We start from the raw sequence: 20,811 nt of genomic DNA, 5'->3' as shown, positions 1-20,811 counted from the left end.
GGTTTTTTAGCCAATTTGGTCTATAAATGATTGACTTAAAAACGGTTTTCTCGATCAGCCAGCTCGCCAGGCACTTAAATGATCATCTCCGTCATGAATTTGGATCTATCCGGATTCATGGTGAAGTCGCCTCTTTTACTCGGGCTTCGTCCGGGCATTGGTATTTGGCCCTGAAGGATGAGTCTGCGCAGATGAAAGCGGTCATGTTCCGGCAACGCAATGTTCTTGCAGGTTTTTTCCCGGCAGTGGGTGACAAACTTGAAGTGCTTGCTCAATTGGCCATGTATGAGCAGCGCGGCGAGTTGCAATTGATTATTGATGTCATGAAGAAGGCCGGGCAAGGCAATCTGCATGAACAGTACCTGCAACTGAAAACCAAATTGACTCAAGAGGGTTTATTCGAGTCTGCACGCAAGCGCCCACTGCCTTCGGTGGTTTTTAATCTCGGGGTGATCACTTCACTGCAGGCCGCAGCACTTGCTGATGTAAAACAGGCCTTGGCAAGGCGAGCGCCCCATGTTGAGTACTCGGTTTACCACACCGCGGTGCAGGGCGAACAGGCCGCAGCACAAATTATTGAGGCCCTTCGCAAGGCCGATTCAGCAGGCCACGAGGCCCTCATCCTTTGCCGTGGCGGAGGAAGCCTCGAGGACTTGTGGAGTTTCAACATGGAAGCCGTGGTAAGGGCAGTGGCAGCCTGCAAAACACCGATCGTGGTGGGTGTTGGGCACGAAACTGATGTGACCTTGGCCGAGTTTGCTGCGGACCTTCGCGCCGCCACGCCCACTGCCGCAGCTGAATTGATTAGCCGGCCGACTCGTGAATTGCTGACTGAAATCCAGGGATTGCATGTGGGTTTACGCAAGGCTTTGCGCCATCGCGCGCAAACCTTGGTGCAGCGGGTGGACAGGGCTGAGCTCGGGTTACTGACGCCCACGGCTTATCTGCATGCGCTTGAGTCACGTTTGAATAACGCAAGTAGTCGCCTGCCGCGCCTTGTTGAGCACAGTTTTCGGAGGGAAGCCAATTCAGTTCAGTCCTTGTGGGAATCCATTTCGCTTGAGATGAATGCGGTACAGGTTTCAGCCAATCGAGGTGCTCAATCGCTTGAAAGTAGGCTGATGGGTGCGCAGCGGCGAGGAATCGCGGTATTGGATTCACGCCTGGATCGTCTTGACTCGGTGGTGGAGGCCGTTTCCCCTCAACGGACCCTTGAACGTGGGTATGCGTTCCTGCAACCACAGCACGGTGATGCGGTGATTCGCTCTGTGATGGATGTAGAACCTGGCGCTGCGTTGCGCGCCACACTGTCGGACGGTGAAATTTTGGTGAATGTGCGCGAGAAAACTGAGCTGCGCGGACCGTTGACCGAGGACGTCAAAAATTCAAGATAGAATCAAAGGGTTGAAATGCGGGGTTTTGCCCTTAGCTGAAGTTTTCGTATTGATTGAAGTGAGAGAGGATGCTGATATGCAACACACACTGCCCGAATTGCCCTACGCGATGGACGCGCTGGCTCCCCATATTTCCAAAGAAACACTGGAGTACCACTACGGCAAACACCACGCTGCTTATGTGACCAACCTGAACAATCTGGTAAAGGGCACCGAGTTTGAAAACTCCAGCCTGGAAGACATCGTCAAGAAGTCAACCGGTGGCGTGTTCAACAACGCAGCACAGATCTGGAACCACACCTTCTACTGGCACTGCCTGTCCCCTAACGGTGGTGGTGCGCCCACAGGCAAGTTGGCCGACGCCATCAATGCCAAATTTGGCAGCTTTGATGCGTTCAAGGAAGCCTTTACCAAAAGCGCAATTGGTAACTTTGGTTCCAGCTGGACATGGCTGGTAAAAAGAGCCGACGGTTCAGTGGACATTGTGAACACCAGCAACGCCGCCACACCTTTGACCACGCAAGACAAACCTCTGCTGACCTGCGATTTGTGGGAACACGCGTACTACATCGACTACCGCAATGCCCGCCCCAAGTACATTGAAACTTTCTGGAACTTGGTGAACTGGGAGTTTGCGTCGAAGAACTTCGAAGGCTAATCCCCCGAAATCCAGTTCAATATGCCAACCCCTCCTTGTGCCTACAGTGCGAGGAGGGGTTTGTTTTTGAGGCCTATTCCCTGGTTTCCAGGACCCGCTCTGGCACGTGTAGTTTTTCGCCTGCTTCAATCCCGCGAGTTGAAAACCAACCCCGGTTCATTTCCAGCGCAATTTTGGCGTTGCCGCTGGAGCAGTGAATATTAGACGTACCCGCTTTCATTTGCTCAATGTTCAGGATGGTGCCGTTGGGATCTGCAAAGGCGACATCAAGATCAATCAGGGTGTTTTTCATCCACATACATTGTGTTTCACTGCGTTTGAACACAAATAGCATTCCCGAATTCTTGCCCAGCTCCTTTCTGTTCATCAGCCCGATTTGACGGCTTAGATCGGTGTTGGCCAACTCTGCTTTCACATCATGTTGGCCCACGCGCATTTGCAGGGTTGGCAGTTGTGACTGGACTGGTCCTGCGGCGTTGCTTGCGCAGGAGGCCAGGCCCAGTGCTGTCATCGCCAGGGCAAACCTGAAAGTGGAGTGATATTGGTTGATGAGATCAAAGTGCATGAAATCTGGTTCCTGTCAGAGATCTGAAAGAAGATGGCGTTATTATACGGCTTGGCGCAATAAGGAATGCAATTTCATATTGCGAAATAATTGTGATTTTCGTAGTGAAGGGATACACTAGAGTGTTCCCTCTAACACACCAGAGAAGCAGCGGAGAGACCATGTACCAACACATTAAAGTCCCATCAGTCGGCGAAAAAATCACGGTCAATAGTGATTACTCGTTGAACGTACCCGATCAACCCATCATTCCATACATCGAAGGCGATGGTACTGGTTTTGACATTACCCCCGTGATGATCGACGTGGTCGACGCTGCTGTGGCCAAGGCTTACGGTGGCAAGCGCAAAATCAGCTGGATGGAAATTTATGCGGGTGAAAAATCGACCAAGGTGTATGGCCCCGATGTTTGGCTGCCCGAAGAAACCCTGGAAGTGCTGAAGGAATACGTGGTGTCTGTCAAAGGTCCCTTGACCACGCCCGTGGGTGGCGGTATTCGCTCCATCAACGTTGCACTGCGCCAGCAGCTTGACCTGTATGTGTGTTTGCGCCCGGTGCGCTACTTTGCTGGTGTGCCCAGTCCCGTGAAAGAGCCTCATAAAACCGACATGGTGATTTTCCGCGAAAACTCGGAAGACATTTATGCGGGTATTGAATACGAAGCTGAAACTGACAAAGCCAAGAAACTGATCAAATTCTTGCGTGAAGAAATGGGTGTGAGCAAAATTCGTTTCCCCGAAACTTCAGGCATCGGCATCAAGCCAATTTCCAAAGAGGGCACTGAGCGCCTCTTCCGCAAGGCCGTTCAGTACGCCATCGACAACAAAAAGCCCTCAGTAACAATCGTGCACAAGGGCAACATCATGAAGTACACCGAAGGCGCTTTTGCGGCCTGGTCGTACGCTTTGGCCAAGAACGAATTCGGCGCCGAACTGCTGGACGGCGGCCCTTGGATGAAAATCAAGGCTGCGCATGGTGACATCGTGATCAAAGACGTGATTGCCGATGCTTTCTTGCAGCAAATTTTGCTGCGCCCTGCTGAGTACAGCGTGATTGCGACCATGAACTTGAATGGCGACTACATTTCCGATGCATTGGCCGCTCAGGTCGGTGGTATTGGTATTGCCCCCGGTGCGAATCTGTCCGACTCCATCGCGATGTTCGAGGCTACCCACGGTACCGCACCGAAGTACGCCGGCAAAGACTACGTGAATCCAGGTTCACAAATTTTGTCTGCCGAAATGATGCTGCGTCACATGGGTTGGGTTGAGGCTGCTGATCTGATTATCACTTCCATGGAGAAATCCATTTCGTCCAAGAAGGTGACCTACGACTTCGCACGCTTGATGGATGGCGCTACACAGGTGAGCTGTTCCGGGTTCGGTCAGGTGATGATCGACCACATGTAACAGCCAGCTTTTGTGGCAAGTAAAAAAGCCCCTGTTACACGGGGCTTTTTTTATGGGCAAGAAAAAAGCCGGCTTGGGGCCGGCTTTCTTCTTAATCGGTGGTTTGATTATTTTACTTATCAGGCGGCGCTGGTTGCGTCCATCACAGAGATGTTCTGAGCCTGCTTACCTTTTGGTCCATCCACCACTTCAAAAGTCACTTTCTGACCTTCTTTGAGTGTGCGGAATCCAGATGCCTGGATTGCTGAAAAGTGGGCGAAAAGTTCATCGCTCCCTTGATCTGGAGTAATAAAACCAAAACCCTTTGCATCATTGAACCATTTTACGGTGCCGGTCGCCATCGCGAAACCTCCTTCAAAAAACAATACTTCGATCGGAACGCACGAACTTTCCGACAACTCGCCAGTCTGAACCAGCTTGCCTTCTATTCTTTGACCTGTTTGAGCTGGGGTCAACCATACAATAGATACATTTTTTAAGGGTTTACCCCTTGTAATAGACAGGTGTTGTCTACATCTTATGGGTTCAGGCTTTTCGGGTGATTGACCTGGTGGGTGACAGATTGCAAATTTGAGAGCGGGTTTGCATAATTTTTGAAGTGTTCCTGATTGAATTTTCAGGAAAAATTTCTAGCCTTCAATAAAGGCAGTGTATTGCTCTCTAATCCTTGTTGCGTGCCCCTTAGAAGTGATTACAATGAAGTTATGAGTTCGCAAAACAATCCATCAACAGTACTGGAATCGCAGACGCAAAAAGCGAAGCTGCCGCCGATGTATCAGGTCGTGCTCTTGAACGATGACTACACCCCCATGGAGTTCGTCGTGATTGTTTTGCAGAAGTTTTTTGGAAAGGGAAGGGAACAGGCCACCCAGATCATGCTGAAAGTGCATCGAGAGGGAAAAGGGGTCTGTGGGGTTTATCCCAAAGACATCGCCTCGACGAAAGTCGAAATGGTATGCGGATTCGCAAAGCAGCATCAACACCCGCTGCAGTGCGTGATGGAGGAAACATGATTGCGCAAGAGTTGGAAGTTAGTTTGCACATGGCATTTGTTGACGCACGTCAGCAAAAGCATGAATTCATCACGGTAGAGCACCTTCTATTGGCCTTGCTGGACAATCCTTCAGCGGCTGAGGTGTTACGTTCATGCTCATGCGATGTCGAAGAAATTCGAAAGAACCTGCAAAATTTCATCAAGGACAACACCCCTGTGGTGTCAGGTCAGGATGAGGTGGACACTCAGCCCACACTTGGATTTCAGCGCGTTATTCAGCGTGCCATCATGCACGTTCAGAGCACCTCCAACGGCAAGAAAGAAGTGACTGGTGCAAATGTGTTGGTGGCGATCTTCGGTGAGAAAGATTCACATGCAGTGTATTACCTGCACCAGCAGGGTATTACCCGTCTGGACGTGGTGAACTACATTTCACACGGCATTACAAAAACTCCCCAGGCGCCTGCGCCGAAGCCTGAGAATTCCCAGAACGAGAATCAGGAGCAGGAGGCCGAGGCCACCCAAAACGTGGGTGACAAGCAATCGCCTCTGGACCAGTACACCCAGAATTTGAATGCATTGGCCAAGGAAGGGAAAATTGATCCGCTGATTGGCCGTGAGCAGGAAGTGGAGCGGGTTATTCAGGTGCTGTGCCGCCGCCGCAAAAACAACCCGCTCTTGGTGGGTGAGGCTGGTGTGGGTAAAACCGCGATTGCCGAGGGCTTGGCATGGAGAATTGTGCAGGGTGACGTGCCGGAAATTTTGGCAACAGCGCAGGTGCATTCACTGGACATGGGCGCGCTGCTGGCGGGCACCAAATACCGTGGCGATTTCGAACAGCGTTTGAAAGCGGTATTGAAACAGTTGAAAGCAAACCCGGATTCCGTGTTGTTCATTGATGAAATCCATACCCTGATTGGCGCAGGCTCCGCTTCTGGCGGCACGCTGGATGCGTCCAACTTGCTCAAGCCAGCCTTGTCCTCCGGGCAGCTGAAGTGCATCGGCGCAACCACCTTTACTGAATATCGTGGCATTTTCGAGAAAGACCATGCACTGTCACGTCGATTCCAGAAAATTGATGTGTCTGAGCCCACTGTGGAACAAACCATTGAAATTTTGCGAGGCCTCAAGAGCCGGTTCGAAGACCACCATGGCGTGAAGTACTCCAGCGCGGCCATTTCGGCAGCCGCTGAGTTGTCGGCCAAGTTTATCAACGATCGTCATTTGCCCGACAAGGCCATTGACGTGATTGATGAAGCCGGTGCGGCGCAGCGTATTTTGCCAAAGAGCAAGCAGCGAAAAACAATTACCAAGGGCGACATCGAAGAAATCGTGTCGAAAATCGCCCGCATTCCGCCACAGTCAGTCAATACCGACGACCGCAACAAGCTGGCCACGCTCGATCGCGATTTGAAAGCCACCGTGTTTGGGCAGGACCCGGCCATTGAGGCGCTGGCCAATGCCATCAAAATGTCGCGTGCCGGTTTGGGCAAGGCTGACAAGCCGATTGGCTCGTTCCTGTTCAGCGGCCCCACGGGTGTCGGTAAAACAGAGGTGGCCAAACAGTTGGCGTTCATTCTCGGTATTGAAATGCTGCGGTTTGACATGTCGGAGTACATGGAGCGCCATGCTGTTTCCCGGCTGATTGGTGCCCCCCCCGGCTACGTTGGTTTTGACCAGGGCGGTTTGCTGACCGAAGCCATTACCAAGAAACCGCATTGCGTGTTGTTGCTGGATGAAATTGAAAAAGCGCACCCTGATGTGTTCAACATTCTGTTGCAGGTCATGGACAATGGCACTTTGACCGACAACAACGGTCGTAAGGCGGACTTCCGCAACGTGATCATTATCATGACCACCAATGCAGGTGCAGAGGCTTTGACCAAGCGCGGTATTGGCTTTATGGAGTCGAAGGTTCAGGGCGACGAGATGGAAGACATCAAACGCATGTTCAGCCCCGAGTTCCGCAACCGCCTTGATTCTGTCATTTCCTTCCGCGCGCTGGATGAAGAAATCATTCTTCGCGTGGTCGACAAGTTCCTGATGGAACTTGAAGAGCAGTTACACCAGAAGAAAGTCGATGCAGTATTCACAGACGATCTGCGTAAACATCTGGCGAAAAAAGGTTTTGATCCACTCATGGGTGCCCGACCCATGCAACGTTTGATCCAGGACACCATTCGCAAAGCTTTGGCTGATGAATTGCTGTTTGGCAAGCTGGTCAGTGGCGGCAAGGTGACCGTGGATCACGACGTAGAAAACGACCAGGTGTCGCTGACTTTTGATGAAGGTTCATCAGGTCAGGAGTCGGAGAGCGGTACTGAGGTGGCGGTTGATTAAAGGCACTTTTTTAAGCCGGCCCGTCGGGATCAAGACTGTTTTTGTTGAAGTTTGAATAGCCTGGGTGTTCCTCTTGCGGACACCCAGGCTTTTTGTTTTCTGCAGCGGCTCACCGGTTCAGTTTTAAGATTGACTATTGGTGTACCTTGCCAAGGCAGCTCCGATTTCTACCTTTGTTTTTGGCTTGATAGAGTGCATGGTCGGCCAGTGCCATGGTGCGATCAATGTTGTCGCTGTGCGTGATGTCACAGATCCCCGCTGAGAATCCCACCTTGCCTTGTCCATTCAATCGGATTCTATCGACAATTCTTTGAGCGTCCTGGGCAGTGCAATTGGCCAGAAGCACCGCAAATTCCTCCCCTCCAATACGCGCGATCAGATCACCCGGCCTGAAATTCATTCGAAGTGTTTCGGCAAATTCGCGAAGCCGAATATCTCCGGCTTCGTGGCCGAAGGTGTCGTTGTATTGCTTGAAGTAGTCGATGTCAATAATCGCAACACTGCCTTGAAGCTGATTCTGCGCTTGCATTTTTCGGAGGTAGGCACTGGTCATGTCTTGCCATCCCCGGCGATTGAGCAAACCGGTGAGTGGGTCGCTGCGAGCCTGATTGCTCAGGTGAAGCAGTTCGAGTGCAAAGCGTTGGCGCAAATTTGATTGTCGCCACAATGTCAGGCTGACAAAACTCACGGAGTAAATCAACACCACCAGAGTGAGAATCAAGTTATTGCGCTGTAATTCATTGACCTTGTCATCGGCCATCGGTACGTCTTTCTTCAGAATCCTATTGAACACCCCAAGCTCGATCAGCCAGAACTCGATACTTTGGGTGTCGGGCTTGCCCATTGTTGCAAGTTGCTGGTCCATCGCGATCAAGTGTTCTCGAAGGCTTGCAACCGATTCAGTCAGCGCGCTGTGGGTGTTGATCGTTTCGATGACAGCCAGTCTCGCAGCCAGTTGATTGAGTAATTCTTGGGGTGAGCCATAACCTCGCGTTTCCAGACCAAGTTTGGTTTCATAGGCGTGCTCATTGCCGAGGTGATGCAGGGCCGTGCTTTGTACGACCAGGTCTTGCAGGGATACTTCAAGTAGTCGTCTCTTGGTCAGATCACCTTGAATGTGATGTGCTTCGCTGTAGTTAAATACAGCCACTGCGGCCAGAATGATGCAGAGAGCCAACCAAAAATAACGGATGGCTTTTTCAGAACAGGGACGCAAATACCGTATTGCGTGAACCCACCATGTGTGGCCTGTAGATGTGGCTGGCCCGCCGCCTGAGTTCATTGTTGTCCTGATGATTCACAATGACACTCAGTGGCAAATCCTCTTGGAGTGGTTCCTTCTGATTTTTTAACGGGTACCCGTGCTGCCGAAGCCGCCTTCGCCACGCTCACTGGGCGTGAAATCGCTGACCACTTTGAAGTCGGCATGTGCCACGGGCAAGATGACCAGTTGAGCAATCCGCTCCATCGGTTCAATGGTCACTGGCGCCTGGCTGCGGTTCCACGCTGAAACCATTAGTGGGCCCTGGTAGTCGGAATCGATCAACCCCACCAGGTTGCCAAGTACCAAGCCTTTTTTGTGACCCAGGCCTGAACGCGGCAGAATGGTTGCACAGTAATTCGGGTTGCCGATGTACATGGAAAGACCGGTTGGCACCAGTTCAGCCTGGCCAGGTTGCAAAGTGAGTGGCTCATTCAGGCAGGCGCGCAGGTCGATGCCTGCACTGCCGGGTGTGCCATAGGCAGGCAATTGCTCTTGCATGCGCGGGTCGAGTACTTTCAGTTCAACTTGAATTTTCATGAGGGTACTTGTGTTCAGGAGTGTTTGGAAATGAAAGACAAAACTGCCTGTGCAGCTTGCAGTTTGTCCAGAGAGGCCAGGTATTCAGGGGGCAGTTTTTTACTGTAAATGGTTAACTCGGTTTGGTCGGCACCCAAGGCGTGTTGGGCCAAATTGCCAATGATGAATTGCGCTTTTTTGCTGTCCAGTTTGCGATTTGCATATTCATCCAGATTTTCTGTTTCGGCAGCAAAACCGACTACAGTCAGTGATTTTTTCTGACCACTGGCGAATTCGCCGACATCTGCAAGAATGTCCGGGTTCAGTTCGAATTCCATGTGCAGGCCTGGCGGCTGTCCATTCTGTTTTTTTTGTTTTTGAGCGCTCGGGTTCTTGATCCCGTAGTCGGCCACAGCGGCGACACCAATGAACAGGTCTTGTTGATCGATTTGACCGAATACTGCAGCATGCATTTGCCTGGCAGATTGAACATTCATCATGCGCACACCGTACGGTGTTGGCAAAGCGGTAGGGCCACTCACCAAACTCACTTCGGCACCCATTAACCATGCAGCTTGGGCCAAGGCATAACCCATTTTGCCACTGGATCGATTCGTAATCCCGCGCACTGGGTCAATGGCTTCAAAGGTCGGCCCCGCAGTCAGCAATACCTTTTTTCCACGCAGGGGTTTTTGGTTCACTGCCCGCGCCAGTTCCAATACGATCTCAAAGGGTTCCAGCATGCGGCCACTGCCCACTTCACCGCAAGCCTGTTCGCCAGCAGCTGGGCCAAACACATGCACACCATCGTTTTTGAGTTGATTGATATTGCGCTGGGTGGCCGGGTTATTCCACATTTCCACATTCATGGCCGGGGCAATCGCCATGGGGCAATTGCGGGCCAATACAAGGTTATCCAGCAAATTGTCAGCGAACCCATGTGCGTACTTCGCCAAGGAATTGGCCGTGCAAGGGGCAATCAACAAAAAATCGGCATTGCGGCTGATGTCGATGTGAGGCATGCCGCGGTCAATATTTTTGTCACTGTGCCCAGCTGGCCATTGCGACACATGCACAGCCTTGCCCGAAAGGGCTTGGAAGGTTAGCGGTGCAATGAATTGTGTGGCCGATTCAGTCATGACCACTTGCACCGAGCAGCCCTGTTTCATTAACAGGCGCACCAGCTCGGCCGATTTGTACGCGGCAATGCCGCCGCACACGCCCAGCACTACACGCAGTTGGTTCAAACCAGGAAGCGGTGGCAATTCGACAGGGCGCATGGGCATCAACCTTATTCGCTTTTTGCGGGTTTGGCGGCTTTATGTTCTTTGTTGAAGAACAGTTCGTCGATGATTAGACCGACTGCTCCCATGGTAATTGCAATGTCGGCCACATTGAATGCGGGCCAGTGATAATTTCCCACATAAAAATCGAGGAAATCGATCACTGCGCCGTGAGCGACACGGTCAATCAGATTGCCGATTGCACCGCCCAAAATACAGGCCAGGCAGAACATCGCGAATTTGCGGTGGCTGGAGGAGCGCATCATGAACAGAATGACAATCGACGCAATGACCGCCACAGCAGAAAGGAAATGTTTTTGCCAACCAGCCTGATCAGCGAGGAAGCTGAATGCAGCGCCTGGGTTGAGCACGTACACCAGGTTGAAGAAACCGGTGATTTCAACCACCGCACCCAAATCAAGGCGTGATTGAACCCACAGTTTGCTGACTTGATCAACCAGAATAAGCAGCAGGGAAAAACCGATCCAGGGAAGGATGGATTTTTTGGGTGCCCTCAAGGCGCCGGTTGCATTGGCCGGTTTGGCGGTTGGGGCTGGTTTTCTCGGCATGGGTTTAGACATGATCACGCACCTCGCCTTGGTCAAACAGATTGCTGACACAGCGGCCACAAATACCTGGGTGTTCTGGGTTTGCGCCCGTGTCGGGGCGCACATGCCAGCAACGCTCGCACTTTTCACCTTCTGCAATACCCACTTCGATTTTCTCCTCGGCCGCGGGGGCTATCTCAATGTTGGAAACAATGAACAGAAATTTCAGATCATCGCCCAAGCTTGCTGCGGCCTTGTACAAGTCGCCTGGCAAATGCAGTGTGGCTGTGCCTTGCAGGGATGAACCAATTTTGCCGTCCGTTCTCAGGTTTTCCAGTTCCTTCACCACGCGCGCGCGCAGCGCGAGCAGGTCGGCCCACTTTCTGCCCAGCGTATCTGCGTCAGCTACCTGTGGCACCTTGTAGAATTCATTGCAGAAAATGGACGGCTCAACGTTGCCCATCACCTCACGGGCTTCCTCAGCGGTGAAGCTGAGGATTGGTGCCATGAGGCGTAACAGGCTGTGTGTAATGTGGTAAAGCGTTGTTTGCGCGCTGCGGCGGGCCTTGGAGTTTACGCCAGTGGTATACAAGCGGTCTTTTAGTACATCCAGATAGAATGCACCCAAGTCTTCGGAACAGAAAATTTGCAGCTTGCTGACAATTGGGTGGAACTCGTATTTGATGTAGTGCGCTTCGCACTCACTTTGCAGGTTTGCAAGTAGCGTGAGCGCATAACGGTCAACCTCGGCCAATTCTTCTGTAGGAACAGCCTCGGTGGCAAAGTCGAAATCAGAAATATTGGCCAGCAAAAAGCGCAGGGTGTTGCGAATGCGTCGATAGCTTTCGACCACGCGCTTCAGGATTTCATCGGAAATGGTGAGCTCGCCAGAATAGTCGGTGCTGGCCACCCAAAGACGCAAAATTTCTGCGCCCATTTTGTCGGACACCTGTTGAGGCGCAATCACGTTGCCCACTGATTTGCTCATTTTGCGGCCTTGACCATCCACCACAAAACCATGGGTGAGAAGGGCTTTGTAGGGCGGCACGCCGTTGATCATACAGCTGGTGAGCAATGAAGAATGGAACCATCCCCGATGCTGGTCAGAACCCTCCAGATACAAGTCGGCCGGGAAATGGCTTTCATCGGTATGGCTGCCGCGCAGCACTGTTTCGTGCGTGGTACCAGAGTCGAACCAAACATCCAGCGTGTCAGGGTTTTTTACGTAGTCTTTGGCTTCGTCACCAATTAATTCTTCAACCGATACGTGCTGCCAGGCTTCGATGCCTTTCTTTTCGATCAACTGCGCGATGGTTTCAATCAGTTCAGGCGTGCGTGGGTGCAGTTCGCCGGTCTCGCGGTGAACCAAAAATGCCATGGGCACGCCCCACTGGCGCTGGCGCGAGAGGGTCCAGTCTGGCCGGTTGGCGATCATGGCGTGCAGGCGCGCCTTGCCCCAGGCCGGGAAAAACTCGGTGGCTTCCACTCCCGCCAGCGCTTTCTCGCGCAGACTGCCGCTGCCATCGTTGGGTTTCACATCCATGCCTGCAAACCACTGCGACGTGGCGCGGTAAATGATTGGGGTTTTGTGGCGCCAGCAGTGCATGTAGCTGTGACCAAATTTCACTTGTTTGACAAGCGTGCCTACTTCGATCATTTTTTCAACAATGAGCGGGTTGGCTTTCCAGATGTGCAGGCCACCAAAAAATGGAAGGGAGTCGGCATATACACCATTGCCCATCACTGGGTTGATGATGTCAGCGTCTTTCATTCCGTAGGCTTTGCTGGTTAAAAAGTCATCGACACCGTAGGCTGGTGAGCAGTGAACAATGCCTGTACCCGCGTCCGTGCTGACATATTCGGCCAGGTAGACAGGGCTTAAGCGGTCATAGAAAGGGTGCCTGAATGAAATGCCTTCCAGCGCAGCGCCTTTGGCTGTGGCGATTTCAGTGCCCTGTAGCTCATAGCTTTCCAGGCAGGGCTTCACTCGTTCCTGAGCCAACAGCAGAAATTTACTGCCCACATCAATCAGGCTGTACACCAGCTCTGGGTGCATGTTCAAGGCCTGGTTCGCAGGCAAGGTCCATGGGGTGGTGGTCCAGATGACCAGCTGACCTGGCTTGGCTTGCAGTGTGGACAAGGGCACATTGAAGGCGGTGGCCAGTTTGTCCAATTGGGTGTTGTCAAATGCAAACCCAACATCCACAGCAATGTCTTGTTTGTCCTTGTACTCCACCTCGGCCTCGGCCAAGGCTGATCCGCAATCGAAGCACCAGTTCACGGGTTTCAAGCCGCGGAATACATAACCCTTTTCCATGATTTTACCCAAGGCGCGAAGCTCGTCTGCTTCGTTGCCAAAGTTCATGGTTTTGTAGGGGTTGTCCCAGTCGGCCAGCACACCCAGTCGAATGAAGTCTTTTTTCTGGCGTTCAATTTGCTCGGCGGCGTACGCGCGGCTTTTTTCCTGAACTTCCAGAGTTGGCTTTCCCTTGCCGATGGTTTTTTCAATCTGGATTTCAATGGGCATGCCATGGCAATCCCAGCCGGGTACGTAACGGGCATCATAGCCGGCCAGGCAACGGCATTTCACGATGATGTCTTTCAGGATTTTGTTGACCGCGTGGCCAATGTGAATGTCGCCATTGGCATAAGGTGGGCCGTCGTGCAGCACAAATTTTGGCTTTCCTGCCTTGGACTGGCGAATCGCCTTGTACAAGTCTTCCTTGCACCATTGTTCAACCCAGTTCGGTTCTCGCGCTGGCAAATTGCCACGCATAGGAAAGGGTGTATCGGGCAGGTTCAGTGTGTTCTTGTAATCCATGTTGGGTCAACAGCCTGTATTTGAAATCTTGGGTTGGTTGGCAGCCAGCAGGGTCATGGCCTTTGCCGTGTCCTTGTGCATCTGCTCAACCATAGTATCGAGCGAATCAAAGTGTTGCTCCGGGCGAATGTGTGCCAGCACCTCGATGCGCAGCAGTTTGCCGTAAGCATTGCCTTGCCAGTCTGGAATGAATGTTTCCAGCAAAATTTGATCGGATTGTTCAACGGTGGGGCGCACGCCCATGCTGGCGACTGCAGGAAATGGCTGGGGCTCAAGCCCATGCACCCACACCGCCAAAATACCGGTGAGTGCGCTGGCCCGCCCGGCTATGCGCAGGTTCATGGTGGGAAAGCCCAGGGTACGTCCCAGTTTTTTACCATGCACAATGTGCCCGGAATACACCAGCGGATGCCCCAGCATGTAAGTGGCTTTGGCCACATCGCCGGCTTTCAGGGCTTCCCGAATGTTGGAACTTGAAACCCGACTGCCGTCGCTTTGAACTTCAGCGAGATCATTCACGGTGAAACCGTGCTCTTCGCCCAGTTTTTTGAGCAAGGCGAAGTCACCGGCACGTTTGGCACCGAAGCGAAAATCGTCACCTACCCAGATTTGCCTGGCATTGAGTTGTTGCATCAATACCTCAAGCACGAAAGCCTCAGGGTTCAGGGTTGCCATTTGTTTGTTGAAGGGCAAAATACACACCTGCTCGATCCCGCAGCGCTTCATTTCAATCATCCGGTCGCGCAATGTTGAAATTCTGTCGAGCTTGAATGCCGGGTTGAAAAATTCTTTCGGGTGCGGATGCAGTGTCACCACGGTGGGCACCAAATCCTGTGCGCGTGCCGCGGACACGACACGGCGGAACAACTCGGCATGGCCGGAGTGAACGCCGTCGAAGTTTCCAATGGTGAGCGCAGTGCCCTTGGCAAATGAGTGTGGCCGGGGGCGGCGAATGATTTTCATACCGAGTGTGTCGGCTCTTTAGTGGTTGCAAAACAACCGGTCATTATAAGGCCTGAATGGTGAAAAATAGGGCTTTTTCGCCCGCACAGTGATAAACTCGCGCCATGCAAAATTCCACACCTTCCGTCGTCATTTTGATCTCGGGGCGGGGTTCAAATCTGAATGCCCTGATCGATCATGCCAAACAGACCGGGGCCTACCAAATTCGTGCAGTCATTTCCAACCGTCCCGCCGCGGCTGGCTTGGCTTTGGCGACGTCGGTGGGGCTCGATACAGCTATTGTTGACCACACTGAATATGAAAGTCGGGAAGCCTTTGATGCTGCGCTGGCTGGATTGATCGACCAGTATCAGCCCGACTGGGTGGTGTTGGCAGGTTTTATGCGTGTGCTCACTGAGAGCTTTGTCAACAGGTACTTGGGCCGTTTGGTGAATATTCATCCTTCGCTGTTGCCGGCTTTTCCTGGTTTGAAAACCCATCAGCAGGCGCTGGATGCCGGGGTTCGTGTGCACGGCGTCACTGTACATCTGGTGACGCCCGAACTGGACCATGGACCAATTGTGGATCAAGCCTTGTTGCAAGTGCTACCCAATGACACGGCGGAAACCCTCGCTGCACGGGTTTTAGGGCTTGAGCATCAAATCTACCCCCGTGCGCTGGCTGCATTGGCCAGCGGGAAAATAAAAATGGTGAACGGAAAGCTGGAAGGCACATTGGCCAACGCGCTGGTTCACGCAATTCAATAAAACAGGATATTCAATTATGGCCGGGTCTACTAAAAAAACCCCATTTCGCAAACCCAGCACACGGCGCGATAGCAAGGAAGTGCGTCAAGGTGCCCAGTCGCGTTACGGCCTTGTGAGCACAGTTGCACAGTTGATTGATCTATTGGCCCAGTTTGAAGGCCCAGCAGATGCGGCGATTTCCCGGTTTTTTAAAGACCATCCCGAGTTGGGCGGCCGAGACCGCCCCATGGTGGCCGAGGCTGTGTATTGCTGGTTGCGTTATCGTTACCGAATCAATCATTTGGCACAGTCGGGCGAGGGCCCATCTGTGGTTCGACAGGCGAAGCTGGCTTTGTTGTGGTCTGGCGCGCCAGAGCAAATTTGGTCTGCAGGCAAGCAGGCTGATAATGAGTGGTTGAGCCGTGTGATCAATATTTCAGCCGATGATCTGGGTGTCGAGGCGCGCACTTGTTTGCCAGAATGGTTTTACAACAAACTGGTTGAGCAATTCGGAGTTGATCGAGCCGAGTCATTCTCGCAAGCGGTGCTCAAGGCCGCGCCACTGGATTTGCGTGTAAATACGGTGAAAGCCAGCACCACCGACCTCTTGGCTGCTTTGACCAATATGGGCATTCAAGTGAACCCGATTGAAGGCTTGCCCGAGGGGTTGCGCGCCGTGGGCAAGCCCATCGTGGGTAAAACTGAGGTGTTTCAGGAAGGTTATTTCGAGGTGCAAGACGCCGGTAGCCAGTGGGTTAGTCGCCTTGTGGCCCCGCGCCGGGGTGATCTGGTCATCGATTTTTGTGCAGGTGCGGGCGGCAAAACACTGGCCATCGGCGCTCAAATGAAGAATACAGGCCGCATTGTGGCACTGGACACTTCGGAAAAACGCCTGGTGAAGTTCAAGCCACGTGCGGCTCGTTCAGGCTTGAGTAACTTCTACACCATGGTGATCAATGACGAAGCTGATCCTCGCTTGAACAAATATTTTGGCAAGGCCGACCGGGTCGTCACCGATGTGCCTTGTAGCGGCATGGGAACCTTACGGCGTAACCCGGATCTTAAATTTAGACAGAATGTGCAGAGTCTGTCAGAATTGACCGCGAAGCAAAAATCCATCATCGAGCATGCAGCCAAATTGGTGAAGCCCGATGGTCGGCTTGTTTACATCACATGCAGTGTTCTTCGCGACGAGAACGAAGACATTGTCAATGCGTTCCTGGAAAGTCATCCGGAATTCCGGCTTCGCCGCTGGACTGAGGTGTTGAACCCCGGAGAACGGCCTGTCAAGGCGAACACGACTGACGACATGCTTCGATTGTGGCCAGAGGATGGTGAATCTGATGGCTTCTTTGCAGCAGTGTTACAACGTTCCAAAGCCTGAACTGAATATAAATTCCAAATGTGTTCCGGCTTTAAAAGTACACTTGTACACTGAAAATATGATACGGCTCCTTCAGAAGCAAATTGAGATGGCCGTAACCTTTGAAATACGACCTGTTGAGAGTTAGTGAATATGATTGAATTTTTGACCTCGGGTATAACCGGCGCAAGCATCGGCCAGATGGTGATTTACACCCTGATCGTGACCCACATCACCATTGTGGCGGTGACTGTTTACCTGCACCGTTGCCAGGCTCACCGTGCTCTGGAAGTGCACCCAGCGCTGGCGCATTTTTTCCGCGCCTGGTTATGGTTGACCACCGGCATGAGTACTCGTGCATGGGCAGCCATTCACCGCAAACACCATGCCAAGTGCGAAACCCCGGACGATCCCCACAGCCCACAAACCCGTGGGTTGAAAACAGTATTCTGGCGCGGTGCAGAGTTGTACCGGGCGGAGTCAAAAAACAAGGAAACACTGGCCAAATACAGCCATGGCACACCGAGCGATTGGCTGGAGTTCAATGTGTATGAGCGTTTTCCATGGCAGGGCGTAGGCTTTACCCTTGTGCTCAGCTTCATCCTGTTTGGTTTTCCAGGCGTAAGTATTTGGGCCATTCAAATGTTGTGGATTCCTGTATTAGCCGCAGGTGTGATCAACGGCATTGGTCACTACTGGGGTTATCGCAATTTTGATTGCCCCGACGCAAGCCGCAATATTTCGCCGATCGGTATTCTGATTGGTGGTGAAGAGCTGCACAACAACCACCACACCCATGCCACGTCTGCCAAGTTGAGCAACAAGTGGTATGAGTTTGACATTGGCTGGATGTACATCAAGATTTTCAGCTTCCTGGGTTTGGCTAAAGTGAAGAAGGTGGCCGAGTCACCGAAATTTTCATCTGAAAGCAAGCCCGTATTGAGTTTGATGACTGTGCAGGCGGTTGTGAATCACCGTTACGATGTCATGGCCCGTTACGCCAGTTCCATGCGCAAGGCATTCCGGTCCGAAGTGGCGGCTTTGAAGCAAAAAGCTGCAAATGCCCAGGAGCGCAAGGTGTTGTCCAAAGGCACCAAGTTGTTGTCGATCGACGAGAGCAAGCTGTGCGATGTGCAGCGCGCCGAGTTGGCCCAATTGTGTGCCCAGTCCAAGATGATCAACACTTTGGTTGAAATGCGGACTGAGCTTCGCCAAATTTGGGAGAAAACCAATTTGAGCCGAGAGCAAATGCTGGTGCAGTTGCAAGCCTGGTGCGAGCGTGCTGAGCAAAGCGGTATTCGCTGGCTGGAAGACATGTCGATTCGGATTCGCCGCTACGCAGCCTGATTTGAAAGGTGTTTGATGGATGAAAGCCGCTGGTGAGAATCAGCGGCTTTTTTCTTTTCCTGTAGCGGCGTGCTGGTTGGGTTCTGGTGATTTGCATCGCGCAACATTATCCCGCCAAGATCCAAGTCGAATTCCCCGCTTTTGATTCTGGCTCGGTGTATGCGAAACGCCAAAGCGTCTTCGCATCGACCTGCGGTCGCCCCTCGCTGCGAATCAAGCCGGGCGACTTGATCTTGAATCGGCGGAATGATGCAACGCTGCTGCAAATCACTCAAGCCACTTCTACATCAACTATTATGCCTCGCCGAAGCGGTGGCCAACAAAAAACCCGCTCTGAATTTCAGTAGCGGGTTTCTGTGGAAACGGCGAAAGTAAGTGAATTACTTCAGCTTGGTTTCTTTGTATGACACATGCTTACGAACCACTGGATCGTATTTCATGATTTCAATTTTCTCGGGCTTCGTGCGCTTGTTCTTGGTCGTGGTGTAGAAATGACCAGTTCCAGCTGAAGATTCGAGTTTGATTTTTTCGCGACCACCTTTAGCCATGATTTACTCCTGCTTAGATTTCGCCGCGTGCACGGAGATCGGCCAAAACAGCATCGATGCCGTTTTTGTCGATAGTGCGCAGGGCGTTATTAGTTAGACGCAGGCGAACCCAGCGGTTTTCGCTTTCAACCCAGAACTTGCGTGACTGCAAGTTAGGCAGAAAACGACGTTTTGTTTTGTTGTTGGCGTGGGAAACTTTGTTTCCTACCATCGGGCGCTTACCCGTTACTTGACATACGCGAGCCATGATGACCCCAAAAAATTCAGCAAATTAGTGTATCTGCAAAACCACACGGCACGAATTGCCAAGCCATGGATTTGCGGCGAAGTCCAAGATTGTAACCAATTACTAATCTTTTGCCCAGCCTTTTTTGCGGAAAAACTCAAAAAGGTGGGCGATTGTGCAGTCTGTAGGAGTAACGACAGTTCGGTCCAACGACCAAATGATCCACCAACTCAATATCAACCAGTGCCAAAGCTGATGAAAGCTCGCGGGTTAGGCGGTCATCTGCATTACTTGGGGTGCAGCAGTCGCTGGGGTGATTATGCGCCACCATGATGCGGGGCGCATTGGTTTGTATGGCAAATTTAAGTACCTCACGGGGAAAAACCACTGTTTTGTTCACGGTGCCGCAGGAGAGTATTTTGTGGTCCAGTACTTTCAATTGGCTGTCCAGGGCGATCACCAGAAAATTTTCGATTTCGCTGAAGCCGATTTGTACGCGCACAAACTGTTCGAAAAGATCGGGAGAGCCAAGCAGGCTGTTGGACGCCTCTTGCAATTCATGACTTAAACAACGCTTGGCCATTTCCAGGCAGGCACGCAGTTGGGCGTATTTGGCTTCGCCAAGGCCCCGAACCTGAACCCATTCAGTCAGGGAGACTCGATTCAGGTTTTGCAGGCCTCCAAATTGCGTGATCATTTCACGGGCCAGGTCGACCGCACTTTTTCCAGGCAAACCAGTGCGCAGGAAAATGGCAAGCAATTCAGCATCTGAAAGCGCTTGCGCGCCCTGTTTGATCAACCGCTCGCGGGGGCGATCGTGTTTGGGCCAGCTTTGAATACTCATGAAGAATTGAACCTGAAAGCCACTTGGTGGCCTTCAGTTCAGTCAAGTTCCCGGACAACCGACCGTCATACGAATTTCATGACAGGGTATTGCCCAGTTGATGGAGTAGAGACGCTTGCACGATTTCGATCCAGTATCCGTCGGGGTCTTTGATGAAGGCGACGTTTTTCATCTTGCCTTGTTCCGGGCGTTTCACATAGGTAACCTGATTTTCGTCAAACCAGTGAACAGCGGTCGCCAGATCGGGCACGGAGAAGCAAATGTGTCCGAATCCCTGTGGCTGCTGATTGCCATCGTGATATTTGAAATCCGGGTCGTTTTCAGTGCCCCAGTTGTGGGTTAACTCAAGAATGCCAGTCTGGCTGAATGTCCATGCTGTCCGGGTGCCTTCATCTTCGGGTATTTCGTCGGCCTCGGAGACTCGAGCGAGGAAGTACAGCGAAAACTTCATTTCGGCAAAGTCCAGCTTCCGAAGCACCCGCATACCCAACACCCGGGTGTAAAAATCGAGTGAGACGGCAGGGTCTTTCACCCGCAACATGCTGTGATTCAGCACGAAACCTTGCGTGGCCTTCGGCACTGTTGGGCTGACTCCGGGGTGATTCTCTGTGTTAAATGCCATGGCTTTCAAACTCCTTAATACGTTTTTTAATGCAAATGTCGCATGTTCACCTATATGTTACTACCACAATGTGAGGCCGGACCTGTAATGACCCAGTGAAATTCTGCTCAGGTGATAATGAAGGAGAAATCACCGATGAGCATAGAAATGAACGACGAGATCAAGCGCTGGACAGCCAAGCGCAAAGCAGCCCTGGTCATGGATATTATTCAGGGCAAGACCACAGTCTCAGAGGCCAGCCGAACATTTGATTGATCGCCCTCTGACATTGAGAACTGGGTCGATGAAGCCAAACGGGGCATGGAGAATGCTCTGAAGGCCAAGCCTTTTGAAGTCAAAGAACTCTATGAGAAGCAAATCAAGGACCTTCAGGAAGCGTAC

At 52.1% G+C, this 20,811-nt stretch carries 20 protein-coding genes and 1 pseudogene; 9 read left to right on the top strand and 12 right to left on the bottom strand.

Features of this window, described 5'->3' with window-relative positions; genetic code table 11:
• The first annotated feature begins 26 nt into the window (after nucleotides 1–26).
• Together xseA and sodB are read left to right on the top strand one after the other, a co-directional pair.
• Complete coding sequence (xseA, locus tag A0129_RS02425; RefSeq protein WP_291712097.1) at nucleotides 27–1,394, top strand: exodeoxyribonuclease VII large subunit; 1,368 nt, start codon at nucleotides 27–29, stop codon at nucleotides 1,392–1,394.
• A gap of 76 nt (nucleotides 1,395–1,470) precedes the next feature.
• On the top strand, nucleotides 1,471–2,052 hold the full coding sequence (gene sodB / locus A0129_RS02420; RefSeq protein ID WP_291712095.1) for a superoxide dismutase [Fe]: 582 nt from the start codon (nucleotides 1,471–1,473) through the stop codon (nucleotides 2,050–2,052).
• A 73-nt stretch (nucleotides 2,053–2,125) separates the two neighbouring features.
• Here the strand turns inward: sodB and A0129_RS02415 are convergent, their stop codons facing one another.
• Complete coding sequence (locus A0129_RS02415; protein ID WP_291712093.1) at nucleotides 2,126–2,617, bottom strand: DUF192 domain-containing protein; 492 nt, start codon at nucleotides 2,615–2,617, stop codon at nucleotides 2,126–2,128.
• A 161-nt stretch (nucleotides 2,618–2,778) separates the two neighbouring features.
• Between A0129_RS02415 and icd the strand changes: the two genes are divergently transcribed.
• Nucleotides 2,779–4,026, top strand: a complete 1,248-nt coding sequence (gene icd, locus A0129_RS02410) for an NADP-dependent isocitrate dehydrogenase (protein WP_291712091.1) — start codon at nucleotides 2,779–2,781, stop codon at nucleotides 4,024–4,026.
• 119 nt (nucleotides 4,027–4,145) lie between these two features.
• On the opposite strand, the gene A0129_RS02405 is transcribed toward icd, so the two are convergent.
• Nucleotides 4,146–4,367 carry a cold-shock protein gene (locus A0129_RS02405; protein ID WP_008252332.1) on the bottom strand — a complete coding sequence of 74 codons (222 nt, stop codon included), beginning with the start codon at nucleotides 4,365–4,367 and terminating at the stop codon, nucleotides 4,146–4,148.
• Between the two features lie 363 nt (nucleotides 4,368–4,730).
• Here A0129_RS02405 and clpS point away from each other — a divergent pair, with 363 nt between their 5' ends.
• Nucleotides 4,731–5,039 carry an ATP-dependent Clp protease adapter ClpS gene (gene clpS / locus A0129_RS02400; RefSeq protein ID WP_040513552.1) on the top strand — a complete coding sequence of 103 codons (309 nt, stop codon included), beginning with the start codon at nucleotides 4,731–4,733 and terminating at the stop codon, nucleotides 5,037–5,039.
• A complete protein-coding gene (gene clpA / locus A0129_RS02395) occupies nucleotides 5,036–7,360 on the top strand; it encodes an ATP-dependent Clp protease ATP-binding subunit ClpA (protein ID WP_291712230.1) in 2,325 nt (774 codons plus the stop codon). Before clpS ends, clpA begins: the two co-directional genes overlap by 4 nt.
• A 133-nt stretch (nucleotides 7,361–7,493) precedes the next feature.
• On the opposite strand, the gene A0129_RS02390 is transcribed toward clpA, so the two are convergent.
• From A0129_RS02390 to A0129_RS02365, 6 genes are all read right to left on the bottom strand, one after another.
• Nucleotides 7,494–8,642, bottom strand: a complete 1,149-nt coding sequence (locus A0129_RS02390) for a diguanylate cyclase (protein ID WP_291712089.1) — start codon at nucleotides 8,640–8,642, stop codon at nucleotides 7,494–7,496.
• Nucleotides 8,643–8,708: 66 nt separating this feature from the next.
• Complete coding sequence (dut, locus tag A0129_RS02385; protein WP_291712227.1) at nucleotides 8,709–9,155, bottom strand: dUTP diphosphatase; 447 nt, start codon at nucleotides 9,153–9,155, stop codon at nucleotides 8,709–8,711.
• A gap of 20 nt (nucleotides 9,156–9,175) precedes the next feature.
• Nucleotides 9,176–10,420, bottom strand: a complete 1,245-nt coding sequence (gene coaBC, locus A0129_RS02380; protein ID WP_291712088.1) for a bifunctional phosphopantothenoylcysteine decarboxylase/phosphopantothenate--cysteine ligase CoaBC — start codon at nucleotides 10,418–10,420, stop codon at nucleotides 9,176–9,178.
• A gap of 11 nt (nucleotides 10,421–10,431) precedes the next feature.
• Complete coding sequence (gene lspA / locus A0129_RS02375) at nucleotides 10,432–11,004, bottom strand: signal peptidase II (protein ID WP_291712086.1); 573 nt, start codon at nucleotides 11,002–11,004, stop codon at nucleotides 10,432–10,434.
• Complete coding sequence (gene ileS, locus A0129_RS02370; RefSeq protein WP_291712084.1) at nucleotides 10,997–13,792, bottom strand: isoleucine--tRNA ligase; 2,796 nt, start codon at nucleotides 13,790–13,792, stop codon at nucleotides 10,997–10,999. Before ileS ends, lspA begins: the two co-directional genes overlap by 8 nt.
• Nucleotides 13,793–13,798: 6 nt before the next feature.
• The gene (locus A0129_RS02365; protein WP_291712081.1) at nucleotides 13,799–14,755 is read right to left on the bottom strand and encodes a bifunctional riboflavin kinase/FAD synthetase; all 957 of its coding nucleotides are present in this window, start codon (nucleotides 14,753–14,755) and stop codon (nucleotides 13,799–13,801) included.
• Between the two features lie 104 nt (nucleotides 14,756–14,859).
• Between A0129_RS02365 and purN the strand changes: the two genes are divergently transcribed.
• The 3 genes from purN to A0129_RS02350 all read left to right on the top strand — a co-directional run bounded on the left by purN (nucleotide 14,860) and on the right by A0129_RS02350 (nucleotide 18,190).
• On the top strand, nucleotides 14,860–15,501 hold the full coding sequence (gene purN, locus A0129_RS02360) for a phosphoribosylglycinamide formyltransferase (RefSeq protein ID WP_291712079.1): 642 nt from the start codon (nucleotides 14,860–14,862) through the stop codon (nucleotides 15,499–15,501).
• 16 nt (nucleotides 15,502–15,517) lie between these two features.
• Nucleotides 15,518–16,864: an RsmB/NOP family class I SAM-dependent RNA methyltransferase gene (locus tag A0129_RS02355; protein WP_291712077.1), complete on the top strand. Its 1,347-nt coding sequence runs from the start codon at nucleotides 15,518–15,520 to the stop codon at nucleotides 16,862–16,864.
• Between the two features lie 132 nt (nucleotides 16,865–16,996).
• Nucleotides 16,997–18,190, top strand: a complete 1,194-nt coding sequence (locus A0129_RS02350) for a fatty acid desaturase (protein ID WP_291712075.1) — start codon at nucleotides 16,997–16,999, stop codon at nucleotides 18,188–18,190.
• Between the two features lie 380 nt (nucleotides 18,191–18,570).
• Here A0129_RS02350 and rpmG read toward each other — a convergent pair whose 3' ends face one another.
• The 4 genes from rpmG to gloA form a co-directional block, all read right to left on the bottom strand.
• Entirely contained in the window at nucleotides 18,571–18,738 is a 168-nt protein-coding gene (gene rpmG, locus A0129_RS02345) for a 50S ribosomal protein L33 (protein WP_008253405.1), read from the bottom strand.
• A 13-nt stretch (nucleotides 18,739–18,751) separates the two neighbouring features.
• Nucleotides 18,752–18,985: a 50S ribosomal protein L28 gene (gene rpmB / locus A0129_RS02340; protein WP_008253404.1), complete on the bottom strand. Its 234-nt coding sequence runs from the start codon at nucleotides 18,983–18,985 to the stop codon at nucleotides 18,752–18,754.
• Nucleotides 18,986–19,121: 136 nt separating this feature from the next.
• Nucleotides 19,122–19,808: a DNA repair protein RadC gene (gene radC, locus A0129_RS02335; protein WP_291712073.1), complete on the bottom strand. Its 687-nt coding sequence runs from the start codon at nucleotides 19,806–19,808 to the stop codon at nucleotides 19,122–19,124.
• Between the two features lie 76 nt (nucleotides 19,809–19,884).
• Complete coding sequence (gene gloA / locus A0129_RS02330) at nucleotides 19,885–20,430, bottom strand: lactoylglutathione lyase (RefSeq protein WP_291712071.1); 546 nt, start codon at nucleotides 20,428–20,430, stop codon at nucleotides 19,885–19,887.
• Between the two features lie 135 nt (nucleotides 20,431–20,565).
• Here gloA and A0129_RS02325 point away from each other — a divergent pair.
• Nucleotides 20,566–20,811 (top strand): annotated as a pseudogene (locus tag A0129_RS02325) (transposase); the annotation flags it as partial.

Source organism: Limnobacter sp. CACIAM 66H1, from assembly GCF_001601825.1.
Classification (GTDB): Bacteria; Pseudomonadota; Gammaproteobacteria; order Burkholderiales; family Burkholderiaceae_B; genus Limnobacter.
This window is presented reverse-complemented; position numbering and strand designations above follow the sequence as displayed.

Excerpts from the sequence above, each read along its gene's own strand:
- xseA (WP_291712097.1), top strand. The coding sequence starts at position 27 with ATGATTGACTTAAAAACGGTTTTCTCGATCAGCCAGCTCGCCAGGCAC.
- sodB (WP_291712095.1), top strand. The coding sequence starts at position 1,471 with ATGCAACACACACTGCCCGAATTGCCCTACGCGATGGACGCGCTGGCT.
- A0129_RS02415 (WP_291712093.1), bottom strand. The coding sequence starts at position 2,617 with ATGCACTTTGATCTCATCAACCAATATCACTCCACTTTCAGGTTTGCC.
- icd (WP_291712091.1), top strand. The coding sequence starts at position 2,779 with ATGTACCAACACATTAAAGTCCCATCAGTCGGCGAAAAAATCACGGTC.
- A0129_RS02405 (WP_008252332.1), bottom strand. The coding sequence starts at position 4,367 with ATGGCGACCGGCACCGTAAAATGGTTCAATGATGCAAAGGGTTTTGGT.
- clpS (WP_040513552.1), top strand. The coding sequence starts at position 4,731 with ATGAGTTCGCAAAACAATCCATCAACAGTACTGGAATCGCAGACGCAA.
- clpA (WP_291712230.1), top strand. The coding sequence starts at position 5,036 with ATGATTGCGCAAGAGTTGGAAGTTAGTTTGCACATGGCATTTGTTGAC.
- A0129_RS02390 (WP_291712089.1), bottom strand. The coding sequence starts at position 8,642 with ATGAACTCAGGCGGCGGGCCAGCCACATCTACAGGCCACACATGGTGG.
- coaBC (WP_291712088.1), bottom strand. The coding sequence starts at position 10,420 with ATGCGCCCTGTCGAATTGCCACCGCTTCCTGGTTTGAACCAACTGCGT.
- lspA (WP_291712086.1), bottom strand. The coding sequence starts at position 11,004 with ATGTCTAAACCCATGCCGAGAAAACCAGCCCCAACCGCCAAACCGGCC.
- ileS (WP_291712084.1), bottom strand. The coding sequence starts at position 13,792 with ATGGATTACAAGAACACACTGAACCTGCCCGATACACCCTTTCCTATG.
- A0129_RS02365 (WP_291712081.1), bottom strand. The coding sequence starts at position 14,755 with ATGAAAATCATTCGCCGCCCCCGGCCACACTCATTTGCCAAGGGCACT.
- purN (WP_291712079.1), top strand. The coding sequence starts at position 14,860 with ATGCAAAATTCCACACCTTCCGTCGTCATTTTGATCTCGGGGCGGGGT.
- A0129_RS02355 (WP_291712077.1), top strand. The coding sequence starts at position 15,518 with ATGGCCGGGTCTACTAAAAAAACCCCATTTCGCAAACCCAGCACACGG.
- A0129_RS02350 (WP_291712075.1), top strand. The coding sequence starts at position 16,997 with ATGATTGAATTTTTGACCTCGGGTATAACCGGCGCAAGCATCGGCCAG.
- rpmG (WP_008253405.1), bottom strand. The coding sequence starts at position 18,738 with ATGGCTAAAGGTGGTCGCGAAAAAATCAAACTCGAATCTTCAGCTGGA.
- rpmB (WP_008253404.1), bottom strand. The coding sequence starts at position 18,985 with ATGGCTCGCGTATGTCAAGTAACGGGTAAGCGCCCGATGGTAGGAAAC.
- radC (WP_291712073.1), bottom strand. The coding sequence starts at position 19,808 with ATGAGTATTCAAAGCTGGCCCAAACACGATCGCCCCCGCGAGCGGTTG.
- gloA (WP_291712071.1), bottom strand. The coding sequence starts at position 20,430 with ATGGCATTTAACACAGAGAATCACCCCGGAGTCAGCCCAACAGTGCCG.